This is a genomic window from Azospirillum sp. Sh1 (assembly GCF_008365135.1).
In the GTDB taxonomy this organism is placed as follows: domain Bacteria; phylum Pseudomonadota; class Alphaproteobacteria; order Azospirillales; family Azospirillaceae; genus Azospirillum; species Azospirillum oryzae.
The window spans coordinates 1-11,624 of record NZ_VTTK01000071.1; the positions used below are offsets into that span (position 1 = coordinate 1).

General features: G+C 68.3%; 10 protein-coding genes. 6 read left to right on the forward strand and 4 right to left on the reverse strand.

The features are described from left to right. Nucleotides 1-240: 240 nt before the first annotated feature. The 3 genes from FZ029_RS32260 (at nt 241) to nirK (ending at nt 3,956) form a co-directional block, all read left to right on the forward strand. A complete protein-coding gene (locus FZ029_RS32260; RefSeq protein ID WP_149274227.1) occupies nt 241-2,157 on the forward strand; it encodes a VWA domain-containing protein in 1,917 nt (638 codons plus the stop codon). Nucleotides 2,158-2,177: 20 nt separating this feature from the next. After that, nucleotides 2,178-2,741: a molybdopterin adenylyltransferase gene (gene mog, locus FZ029_RS32265; RefSeq protein ID WP_149274229.1), complete on the forward strand. Its 564-nt coding sequence runs from the start codon at nt 2,178-2,180 to the stop codon at nt 2,739-2,741. 147 nt (nt 2,742-2,888) lie between these two features. Continuing rightward, nucleotides 2,889-3,956 (forward strand): copper-containing nitrite reductase, encoded by a 1,068-nt coding sequence (nirK, locus tag FZ029_RS32270; protein WP_149201571.1) that lies wholly within the window; start codon nt 2,889-2,891, stop codon nt 3,954-3,956. 215 nt (nt 3,957-4,171) lie between these two features. On the opposite strand, the gene kdpC is transcribed toward nirK, so the two are convergent. From kdpC to kdpF, 4 genes are read right to left on the reverse strand one after another with little or no spacing between them, the layout of a single operon-like run. Further along, on the reverse strand, nt 4,172-4,765 hold the full coding sequence (gene kdpC, locus FZ029_RS32275) for a potassium-transporting ATPase subunit KdpC (protein ID WP_149274231.1): 594 nt from the start codon (nt 4,763-4,765) through the stop codon (nt 4,172-4,174). A 13-nt stretch (nt 4,766-4,778) separates the two neighbouring features. After that, on the reverse strand, nt 4,779-6,875 hold the full coding sequence (gene kdpB, locus FZ029_RS32280; RefSeq protein WP_188052148.1) for a potassium-transporting ATPase subunit KdpB: 2,097 nt from the start codon (nt 6,873-6,875) through the stop codon (nt 4,779-4,781). Between the two features lie 14 nt (nt 6,876-6,889). Continuing rightward, nucleotides 6,890-8,599, reverse strand: a complete 1,710-nt coding sequence (kdpA, locus tag FZ029_RS32285; protein WP_149274235.1) for a potassium-transporting ATPase subunit KdpA — start codon at nt 8,597-8,599, stop codon at nt 6,890-6,892. 13 nt (nt 8,600-8,612) lie between these two features. Further along, the gene (kdpF, locus tag FZ029_RS32290; RefSeq protein ID WP_063828251.1) at nt 8,613-8,702 is read right to left on the reverse strand and encodes a K(+)-transporting ATPase subunit F; all 90 of its coding nucleotides are present in this window, start codon (nt 8,700-8,702) and stop codon (nt 8,613-8,615) included. A gap of 404 nt (nt 8,703-9,106) precedes the next feature. Between kdpF and FZ029_RS32295 the strand changes: the two genes are divergently transcribed. The 3 genes from FZ029_RS32295 (at nt 9,107) to FZ029_RS32305 (ending at nt 11,420) form a co-directional block, all read left to right on the forward strand. Next, complete coding sequence (locus FZ029_RS32295) at nt 9,107-9,493, forward strand: response regulator (RefSeq protein ID WP_149201575.1); 387 nt, start codon at nt 9,107-9,109, stop codon at nt 9,491-9,493. Between the two features lie 75 nt (nt 9,494-9,568). Beyond that, nucleotides 9,569-10,495, forward strand: coding sequence for an NAD-dependent epimerase/dehydratase family protein (locus FZ029_RS32300; protein ID WP_149274237.1), 927 nt, complete (start codon nt 9,569-9,571; stop codon nt 10,493-10,495). Nucleotides 10,496-10,529: 34 nt separating this feature from the next. Beyond that, nucleotides 10,530-11,420, forward strand: a complete 891-nt coding sequence (locus tag FZ029_RS32305; RefSeq protein ID WP_247892606.1) for an endo alpha-1,4 polygalactosaminidase — start codon at nt 10,530-10,532, stop codon at nt 11,418-11,420. Nucleotides 11,421-11,624: the final 204 nt, after the last annotated feature.

The window sequence follows — 11,624 nt, forward strand, 5'->3', positions numbered from 1 at the left end:
CACATCCGCCGCTGATCTGCGGAGTTTCCTGGATCCCCGCCTTCGCGGGGATGACGCAAAGTTCCTTTTGTTCCAGACGCTTAGCAATACTTGAAATTGTGTGAATGCCATAGCGCGAAGGCGGGGATCCAGGCGTCTCCCCAGCGCTCGTCCGACGGCAAAGCATGGATTCCCGCCGTCGCGGGAATGACGGCCGACAGGGGCTGTGGTTTTGGGCCAGTATTTGGGAGCGCGTGTGCGATGCTGGAGTTCTTCGAACCGGAAGAGACCGTCGGCCGTCTGTGGCACCGCCTGATCGGCGGACGGTCGAGCTATCCGCATCATCCGGACGCCGCCGTGACGCTGGAGACGATGCGTCCGCGGCTGGCGGTGTTCTTCCGGGCGCTGGGCGGCGACCGCGGGGTTCGGCTTGCCGCCGGGACCGCCGCGGTGTCGGGGCACCGGCTGTCGCTGCTCGGCCGCATCGGGCTGGGGGAGGAGCGGGTGGAGCGGGCGGCGCTCGACGGCAATGTGCTCCAGCTTCCGACGGCCATCGACCTGTTTCCCGACCCGGCGCTGAACGAGCGGCTCTATGAATGGCTCGCCGCCTTCTTCGCCCATGCCGAAGCCGAGCCGGCTCCCGCCGACCCGCTGCAGGCCGACCTGCAGGCACTGCGCGGCGCGGCGGCCACCACGGTGCGGGTGCTGACGCGCTGGCCCGGCCTGTCCGGCATGCATGAGGAACTGGCCCGCGCCGTCGCCGTCATCCGGCCGCCCCGCCGCCTGCCGCCGGTGGAGGCGGATGTCGAGCGCGCCGTCCTGGCGCTGCTCGGCGCCGGTGCCGTCACCAGCGAAGGCGCTCGCATGCTCGCGCCCACCATCCCGCTGTCTGACTTCACGGCTCCCTATGGCTATGCCCGCATGCTGCCGGTGCCGCTGTGGGGCCTCGTCGTACCGGGTGCCGAGCGTGACGCCGCCGCCGCGGTGGACAGCCCCGGCGAGGGCGGGCAGGCGGCCGAGGGCGACCAGCGCCGCCGCGCCGCGACCCGCCGGCAGACCGACCAGATCCAACGCAACGACCCGCTGATCCTCAACCGCTTCGAAAAGATGCTGAGCCTCGCCGAGGCGCTGAACATCCCGCGCGCGGTCGATGACGACGACGCGGAGAATGCCCGCAAGGCCGCCGACGACCTCGACGAGATCGCGGTCGGCGCGCATCAGCGCAAGGCGTCGACCACGCTGAAGCTCGACCTCGACCTCGGCGCGCCGGTGGTGGACGACACGCCGCTGGTGGCGGCCCTGAGCTACCCGGAATGGGACCACGGTCGGCAGGCCCATCTTCCCAACCATTGCCGGGTGATCGCCGAAACCGCACCGGCCGACGGCGAGTCCTGGCAGCCCGATGCCGCGGCCCAGCGCCGCATCCGGCAGGTCCGCCGCCAGTTCGAGGCGCTGCGCCCGCGTCGCATGATGTTCACCGGGCAGGCCGATGGCGACGAGCTGGATCTGGCCGCCCTGGTGCGCAGCCGGGCCGATCTTCAGGCCGGCGGCTGCGGCAGCGACCGCGTGCACCAGCAGGTGCGCAGCGCCGCCCGCGATCTGGCGGTGGCGGTGCTGGTCGACGGCTCTCTCTCCACCGACGGCTGGATCGAGGGCCGCCGCGTTCTGGATGTGGAGAAGGAGGCGCTGCTGGCGTTGACCCACGGCCTGACCGCCTGCGGCGATGCCCATGCGCTCTATTCCTTCACCTCGCGCCGGCGCGACTGGGTGCGGGTGCAGACGCTGAAGGGCTTCGAGGAGCCGCTGGGCGCCACCGTCACCCGCCGCATCGGTGCGCTGAAGCCCGGCTACTACACCCGCATGGGTGCGGCGATCCGCCACGTCACCGCCCAGCTTGCCGACCGGCCGAACCGCCACCGGCTTCTGGTCCTGCTGACCGACGGCAAGCCCAACGACGTGGACCATTACGAAGGCCGCTATGGCATCGAGGACACCCGGCAGGCGATCCGCGAGGCACGGCGCGACGGGCTGGCGGTCTTCGCCATCACCGTCGACGCCCAGGCGCGCGACTACATCCCCTATCTGTTCGGGCGCGGCGCCTATGCCATATTCCCGCAGGTTTCCCACCTGACCAAGGCGTTGCCGGCGCTCTACCGGCAGGTCGCCTGCGCCGCCTGACCGAAAAAGGACCATCGACCATGAGCGAACCGGTGCAGATCGGACCCGTGAAGATCGGACCCGTAAAAATCGGAATCGTCACCATCTCCGACCGTGCCAGCCGCGGCGTCTACGAGGACAAGGGCGGCCCGGCGATCGCTGAGGAGTTGACGCGCATCGTCGCCTCCCCCTGGGTGGCGGAGGCGCGGGTCATCCCGGACGAACTGGACCTGATCGCCGCGACCCTGACCGAGCTGTGCGACGTCGCCGGCTGCGATCTGGTGGTGACCACCGGCGGCACCGGCCCGGCCCCGCGCGACGTGACGCCGGAGGCGACGGAGCGGGTCTGCGACAAGATGATGCCCGGCTTCGGCGAATTGATGCGATCGGTCAGTCTGCGGGTGGTGCCGACCGCCATCCTGTCGCGCCAGACCGCAGGCATCCGGGGCCGCAGCCTGATCGTCAACCTGCCGGGCAAGCCATCGGCCATCCATGATTGCCTGATGGCGGTGTTTCCCGCGATCCCCTATTGCCTCGACCTGATCGGCGCCGGCCGGATCGAAACCGATCCGCAAATCTGCGTGGCATTTCGACCGAAATCCTGAAATCGCAAAATCATCACACTTTGTATGGAAATAAAGAGGGGCTGCGACAAAATAGCGTTCAGGTCTTCCACTTGACGGCGGTCAAGCATCGGCAGTGGTGGCGGGAGGAATATTCCCTCACAAGAAACATCCAGCCGAGACGACGCCATGAAGACCAAGCTCTCCCTCGTCACCGTCAGCGCCGCCGCACTGATGATCCTGTCCGGTATCGGCGCCGCTTCGGCGGCTGAAACGCTCTATGCCGACCCGAAGGTCAAGCAGCCCACGCTCAGCGTCGTCCAGGACCCGGCCGCCGTCCCGGCGCCGGAAAAGGCCGGCAAGCGGGCGCCGAAGACCCACAAGGTGCAGTTGACGACGTCCGAGGTCGAATCGACCCTTGATGACGGCACCACCTACACCTATTGGACCTTCAACAACACGGTTCCGGGTCCGATGGTGCGGGTGCGGGTCGGCGATACGGTGGATGTCTCGATCTCCAACGCGCCGGAATCGACGATGAACCATTCCGTCGACTTCCATGCCGCGACCGGTTTCCTCGGCGGCGGCCAGATCACCCAGGTGGAGCCGGGCCAGACCAAGTCCTTCAGCTTCAAGGCGCTGACCCCCGGCGTCTTCGTCTATCACTGCGCCACGCCGATGGTCGCCCACCACATTTCCAAGGGCATGTACGGCCTGATCGTGGTGGAGCCGGAAGCCGGCCTGCCGCCGGTCGATCACGAATTCTACGTGATGCAGCAGGAAATCTACGCCACCAAGGCCAAGAACCTGGCGAATGCCGAGGACGACTATGACGGCCTCGTCAACGAGCGTCCCAGCTACCTCGTGTTCAACGGCACCGTCGGTGCGCTGACCAAGGATAAGCCGCTGAAGGCGAAGGTCGGCGAGACGGTCCGCCTGTTCTTCGGCGTCGGCGGCCCGAACCTGACCTCTTCCTTCCACGTCATCGGCGAGATCTTCGACAAGGTCTATAACCTGGGCGGCCTGGAAAGCGAGCCGTCGAAGGGCATCCAGACCGTCACCGTCGCCCCCGGCGGCGCCACCATGGTGGAGTTCAAGGTCGAATATCCCGGCAAATACGCCCTGGTCGACCATGCGCTGAGCCGTGCCACCAAGGGCCTGATCGGCATCCTGGAAGTCGAAGGCAAGCCCGACGACAGCATCATCAAGGACAAGAGCGGCGACAGCCGCAAGCAGTTGGGCGAGATGAAGCACTGAGCGGTTCGTGAGTTGTGATGGGTTATCGTCGGCCGTCATCCCCGCGAAGGCGGGGAACCAGGAGACTTTGCGTCTAAGCCCTTGAACGGGGCTGGATTCCCGCCTTCGCGGGAATGACGGCCGAGCGAAGTTCAGGATGAGATCCGATGCGGTAAAGCCGCTCTCCCGCAAGGGAGGGCGGCTTTTCCGCGTGTGCGTGGTCTATTCGCTGCGGCTCAACGGCTGCTCAACCGGTCCCCCGGCAGCCTCTCGTCGAGCGCCAGATTCAGCAGCAGCACATTGACCCGCGGTTCGCCGAACAGGCCGAGCTGCCGGCCCTCGGTGTACTCCGCCACCAGGGCGCGGACGCGCTCGGGCGGCAGGCCGCGGGCCTTGGCGACGCGCTCCACCTGGAAGGCTGCGCCCGCCGGCGATATGTGCGGGTCCAGGCCGCTGCCCGACGCGGTGGCGAGGTCGGCCGGGACCGGCCCCGGCGCGTCGGGATTGGCCGTCCGCAGATCCGCGATGGCCTTGGCCTGCGCCTCGATCAGCGCCTTGTTGATCGCGCCCAGATTGCCGGCGCCGCTGTTCGCCGCGTCATAGCCTTGGCCGGCCGCCGACGGGCGCGGGTGGAAATAGGCGTCCCCGGCGAAGGACTGGCCGATCAGCGAGGAGCCGACGATGGTGCCGCCGCGCTCGATCAGGCTGCCGTTGGCCTTTGCCGGAAACAGCAGTTGCGCGGCGCCGGTGACCGCCAGCGGGTAGAGAAGGCCGGTCAGCACCGTCATGACGACGATGAGGACGAAGGCGGGGCGAAGTTCCCTGGTCATGCGATGAGGCTCCTCACACGAGGCCGAGCGTGGTGATGGCCATGTCGATCAGCTTGATGCCGACGAAGGGCACCGCCAGACCGCCGAGGCCGTAGATCAGCAGGTTGCGCCGCAGCAGGCTGGCCGCATCCGCCGGGCGGTAGGTGACGCCCTTCAGCGCCAGCGGAATCAGCGCGACGATGATCAGCGCGTTGAAGATGATCGCCGACAGGATGGCGCTCTGCGGGCTGGCCAGCCCCATGACGTTCAGCGCCTGCAGCTGCGGATAGGCGGCGATGAACAGTGCCGGGATGATGGCGAAATACTTCGCCACGTCGTTGGCGATGGAGAAGGTGGTCAAGGCGCCGCGGCTCATCAGCAGCTGCTTGCCGATCATGACGATCTCGATCAGCTTGGTCGGGTCGCTTTCCAGATCCACCATGTTGCCGGCTTCGCGCGCCGCCTGGGTGCCGGTGTTCATGGCGACGCCGACATCGGCCTGGGCCAGGGCCGGCGCGTCGTTGGAGCCGTCGCCGCACATGGCGACCAGCCGCCCGTCCGCCTGATAGGAGCGGATCAGTTCCAGCTTCTTCTCCGGCGTCGCCTCGGCCAGGAAGTCGTCCACCCCGGCCTCGGCGGCGATGGCGGCGGCGGTCAGCGGGTTGTCGCCGGTGACCATCACCGTCTTGATGCCCATGCTGCGCAGGGTCAGGAAGCGCTCGCGGATGCCGGGCTTGACGATGTCCTTCAGATAGACGACGCCAAGCGCCCGGCCGTCGCGCGCCACCACCAGCGGCGTGCCGCCCGCCTTGGCCACCCGCTCCACGGCCAGCGTCAGGTCGCGCCCTGCGCTGCCGATCCCCTTGGCGATCCCCATTGCGATCCCCTTGGCGATCATCGCCGCGATGGTGTCCGGCGCCCCCTTGCGGATCCGCGTGTCCGTCGCGGCGACGTCCACCCCGCTCATCCGCGTCTGGGCGGTGAAAGGAATGAAGGTCAGCCCGCCGCGGTCCAGCGCCGCCGGATCGAAGCCGAAGCGCTGACGGGCCAGCGCCACGATCGACTTGCCCTCCGGCGTATCGTCGGCCAGCGACGACAGGAAGGCCGCCTCGGCAAGCTCGCGTTCGGCGATGCCGCCGACCGGGATGAACTCCGACGCCTGCCGGTTGCCCAGCGTGATGGTGCCGGTCTTGTCGAGCAGCAGCACGTCCACGTCGCCCGCCGCCTCCACCGCGCGGCCGGACTTGGCGATGACGCTGAAGCGGACCAGCCGGTCCATGCCGGCGATTCCGATGGCGGACAACAGGCCGCCGATGGTGGTCGGGATCAGCGTCACCAGCAGCGCGATCAGGAAGGCCACCGGGATGGCGGCGCCCGAATAATCGGCGAATGCCGGCAGGGTCATCACCACCAGCAGGAAGATGATCGACATTCCCGCCAGCAGGATGTTCAGCGCGATTTCGTTCGGCGTCTTCTGCCGCTTGGCGCCCTCGACCAGCGCGATCATCCGGTCGAGGAAGCTTTCGCCCGGATTGGCGGTGATGCGGACGACGATACGGTCCGACACCACCCGCGTGCCGCCGGTGACGGCCGAGCGGTCGCCGCCGGATTCGCGGATCACGGGGGCGGATTCGCCGGTGATGGCGCTTTCGTCCACCGTGGCGATGCCGGACACCACATCGCCGTCGCCGGGGATCACGTCGCCCGCCTCGACCAGCACGAGGTCGCCGGCGCGGAGGCTGGCAGCCGGCACCGACTGGTGGGTGGTGGCGTCGACGCTGGCGACCTTCCGGGCGGCGGTTTCGGTCTTGGTCTTGCGGAGGCTGGCGGCCTGGGCCTTGCCGCGCCCCTCGGCGACCGCCTCGGCGAAGTTGGCGAACAGCACGGTGAACCACAGCCAGGCGGCGATCTGCCCGGCGACGCCGATGCCGGCGCTCCCATTGGCGCCGGCATTGCCGAACCCGGCGAGATCGCGCAGGACCAGAACGGTGGACAGCGCGGCCACCACGGCGGTGACGAAGATGACGGGGTTCCTGACCAGCTCGCGCGGGTCCAGCTTGCGGACGGCGACGCCGGCGGCCTGGGCGGCGATCCGGGCGTCGAACAGGGAAATCTCCGAAGTGCGGTGCATCATCGGTGGCATCCTCAGAAGAAGGTCCCGGTGCCGAGCATCAGATGCTCCACCACCGGCCCCAGCGCCAGCGCCGGGAAGAAGGTCAGGCCGCCGACGATCAGCACGATGCCGACCAGCAGCCCGATGAACAGCCCGCCATTGGTCGGGAAGGTGCCGGCCGACGGCGGGACCGCCCGCTTGGCCGCCAGCCCGCCGGCAATCGCCAGCACCGGCAGGATCACCAGGAAGCGGCCGAGCAGCATGGCGAGCGCGATGGTGGTGTTGTGGTACAGGCTGTTGGCGCCGAAGCCGGCGAAGGCCGACCCGTTGTTGCCGGTGCCGGAGCTGTAGGCGTACAGCACCTCGCTCAGCCCATGCGGGCCGGGGTCCTGGATGCCGGCCAGCCCGGCCGGCAGCACCAGCGTCAGCGCCGAAAATCCCAGCACGCCGAGCGGCAGCGTCAGGGTGGCGATCATCGCCAGCTTGATCTCCTTCGCCTCGATCTTCTTGCCGAGATATTCCGGCGTGCGGCCGACCATCAGCCCGGCGATGAAGACGGCGAGCAGGACGAAGATCAGCATGCCGTACAAGCCGGCGCCGACCCCGCCGAACACCACCTCGCCCAGCATCATGTTGACCATCGGAATCATGCCGCCCAACGGCATGAAGCTGTCATGCATGGCGTTGACCGACCCGTTGGAGGCGGCGGTGGTCGCCACCGCCCACAGCACCGAATTGACGATGCCGAAGCGGACCTCCTTGCCCTCCATGTTCCCCGCGGCGGGATCGAGCCCTGCGGCGATGGCGGCCGGATTGCCCTGCAGCTCCGCCCAATAGGCGACGCCCAGCCCGGCGAGGAACAGGATGCCCATGGCGGCGAAGATCGCCCAGCCCTGGCGCCGGTCGCCGACCATCCGGCCGAAGGTGTCGGTCAGCCCGGCGGCGAGCAGCAGCAGGAAAATCATCTCCACGAAGTTGGCCAGCGGCGTCGGGTTCTCATACGGATGGGCGGAGTTCACGGAGAAGAAGCCGCCGCCGTTGGACCCCAGCTGCTTGATCGCCTCCTGCGAGGCGACCGGCCCTTGCGCGATCACCTGCCGGGCCCCCTCCACCGTGTGGGCGACGGTATAGCTGTCCAAATTCTGCGGCACGCCCTGGCTGACCAGGACCAGCGCCGTGACGATGCTGATGGGCAGCAGCACATAGAGCGTCGCCCGCGTCATATCGACATAGAAGTTGCCGACCGTGCGGGCCGAACGCCGCGCGAATCCGCGGATCAGCGCCACCAGCACGGCGATGCCCGTCGCCGCCGACACGAAATTCTGCACCGTCAGCCCGGCCATCTGGCTCAGGTAGCTCAGCGTGCTTTCGCCGCCATAGGCCTGCCAGTTGGTGTTGGTCATGAAGCTGACGGCGGTGTTGAAGGCGAGGTCCGGCGGCACCGGTGCCATGCCCGCCGGGTTCAGCGGCAGCCAGCCTTGCGCGCGCAGCAGCGCGTACAGCAGCAGGAATCCCAGCAGGTTGAAGGCCAGCATGGCCAGCGCGTAGGCCGTCCAGTGCTGCTCCTGGTCGGGGCGGATGCCGCACAGCCGGTAGATGCCCCGCTCGACCGGGCCGAGAACGCGGTCGAGCAGGACCCGCTCGCCGCTGAAGACGCGGGCCATATAGCCCCCGGCGACCGGGGTGAGCGCGATCAGCAGCGCGCAGAAGACGATGATTTGAAGGATGTCCGCAGTGTTCATCGGAAAGGTCTCCTCAGAACCGCTCGGGACGGATCAGGGCGTAGCCGAGGTAGCCGAGCAGCCCTACGGCCACCAGCCCGCCCAGGATGAGATCGACGGTCATGGTCCTTTTGCCTTTCCCGCTCACAGCCGGTCGAAGGCGCGGACGGCGGCGGCGCTCAGCCCGAAAAAAGCCAGCGCGACGGCCAGAAATATAATGTCGAGCACGCGGTTGCCCTCCCTTGTTGCGCGTGCCCCTTCAATTGCGCAGGGCCGCGTAAAGGGTCGATGCGGATTTCCGCCGCCCGGCATAAAGATCCTGTAAAGAAATCTCGCATATTGGTTCTTGGCGATGGTCCCGAAGTCCGGCTGTCGTGCCGCGTCCTCGGCCTGCTTGACCCGGCTGATCGAAAGCGTTACACAGCCAAAAATGCGTGAATACCGGTAGGGATGTGCAGCGTAGGGTCGCGCGTCGCGCCATGCCCGCCGCCGGCCATGCCGCTCACGCCACAAAGGTCGGATGGCGAGATGGTGGACACGGTCGAAAAGACGCGGACGATCCTGGTGGTCGAGGACAATGTGCTGATGCGCAAGCTCTTCGTCCGCTGCCTGGAGGAAGGCGGCTTCACCGTCGTCGAGGCGTCGGACGCCTCCTCCGTGCTGGACCTGATGCGTGACATGGCGCCCGATCTGGTGGTGATGGACATCGTCATGCCCGGTCTGTCCGGGTTGGACCTGATCCGGCAGATTCGCGCCGACGCCGATCTCGCCGCCGCGACGGTCATTGCCGTCACCAACCTCGCCACGCCCGCCGACAAGCGCCGGCTGGCCGAGGCCGGCTTCGACGGCCATGTGTCCAAGCCGATCAAGCCCAAGGAATTCCAGGCCGCGGTCGCCGGTTTCCTCGGCACGTGAGCCGCGAAATCTGATCCGGCGGCTCTGACTTCGCGTATCACCCAAAACACACGCAAAAGCGGAGGGGCCGCAGCGATGGCGCGTTATCTTGTTACCGGAGGTTGCGGCTTCATCGGCTCGCACCTGATCGAGCGGCTGCTGGCGGCCGGGCACGAGGTTCGCGTGCTCGACGATCTGTCGACCGGCAAGCGCGAGAACCTGCCGGACGGCGTGCCGGTCACCGTCGGCGACGTGGCCGATGCCAAGGCGGTTCGGTCGGCGATAGCCGGCGTGGACGGCTGCTTCCACCTGGCCGCCGTCGCCTCGGTCGACCGCTCGCGCGAGGCGTGGCTGGAGACCCACCACGCCAATCTGTCCGGCACCATCGCCGTCTTCGACGCCGCCCGCCGCGCCAATCCGGCCGGGCCGGTCCCGGTGGTCTACGCGTCCTCCGCCGCTGTGTACGGCGACAACCCGAACATGCCGCTGACCGAGGATGCGGCGACCCGCCCGCTGTCCGCCTATGGCGCCGACAAGCTGGGCTGCGAACTGCATGCGCGGGTGGCGGACGGGGTGCATGGCGTGCCGACCGCCGGCTTCCGTTTCTTCAACGTCTATGGCCCGCGCCAGGACCCGAAATCGCCCTATTCCGGCGTCATCTCCATCTTCGCCGGCAAGATCGCCCGTGGGGAGCCGATCACCATCAACGGCGACGGCGAGCAGGTGCGGGATTTCATCTTTGTAAAGGACTTGGTGCGATACCTGACCGCGGCGATGGACCGTCCGCAGTCCGGCGCGCCCGTCTACAACGTCTGCACCGGCCGTCCGACCTCGGTCAACCGGCTGGCGGAGGTGCTGGCGGAGCTGTCGGGCCGGCCGCTCGACCGGCGCCATGGTCCGGCGCGGCCGGGCGACATCCGGGTGTCCATCGGCGATCCGTCGCGTCTGGTCGCCGCCTTCGGGATGAGCTGCGACACGCCGCTGGAGGATGGGCTGCGCCAGACTCTGGCGTGGCTTGGCTGAGCAAGAGAGACTTGAGCAAAAGGATAGGGGTGGCGTGACCGGTGGTTCGATCGGGCGGCGGGCTGTCGCCGGAGGGCTGATGTCGGGTGTGGCGCTGCTGGCGCTGCCCAACAGGAGCCTGCGGGCCGCCGATGCCGGCCGCGCTTCCGCTGCATCCGATCCCTGGGCGGTCTATTATGCCGACGCGGCCCCGCTGTCCGCCTTCCGGCCCTACCGGCTTCTGGTGCTGGACAGCCGCACCCACCCGCCGCTTCCGCCGCTGGCCGACCGCGGCAAGACCCTGCTCGGCTATCTCAGCGTGGGGGAGGTCGAGACGCACCGCCCCTGGTTCGGGCGGGTGAAGGCCTGGGGAATCCTGGACCAGGAGAACCCCAACTGGTCCGGCAGCTTTTATGTCGACGTGCGCGACAGCCGCTGGGTCAAGCTGGTGGTGGAGGAACTGGTGCCCGCCATCCTGCGCGAGGGCTTCCACGGCGTCTTCCTCGACACGCTCGACAACCCGCCGCATCTGGAGCGCACCGACGCGAAGCGCTGGCGCGGCATGACCGACGCGGCGGCGGCGCTGGTGCGCGCCATCCGGCGCAATTGGCCCGACATCGGCCTGATGCAGAACCGCGCCTACGAGATCCTGCCGCAGACCGCCCCGCTGCTGAGTCATGTGCTGGGCGAGAGCGTCTATGCGGGCTGGGACTTCGCCGCCAAGCGCCCGCACCGCCAGAGCGCCGAGGATTACCGGTTCCAGGTCGAGGCCTTGAAGGCCGCCGGGGCGCTGAATCCGCGCCTCGCCGTCCATACCCTGGATTACTGGGATCCGGCCGACGCCGCGGGCATCCGGGCCATCTACGATCTGCAGCGCGCCAACGGCTTCTCCCCCTACGTCTCGACGGTCGAACTCGACCGCCTGATCCCGGAGCCGCCGCGGTGAGGGGAATTTTGCCAGGCATGAAGAGATCCCCTCTCCCCCCCGGGGAGAGGGTTAGGGTGAGGGGGACGCACGGCGTGGATTCTCGGAATAGCCACGCTGTGCAACCCCCCCCCCCCCCCCCCCCCCCCCCCGGGGGGGGGGAGGATTTTTCCCGATGGGGGATGCGTGGGTTTCGGCGCGCCGGCCCCGCCCCCCCCCCCCCCC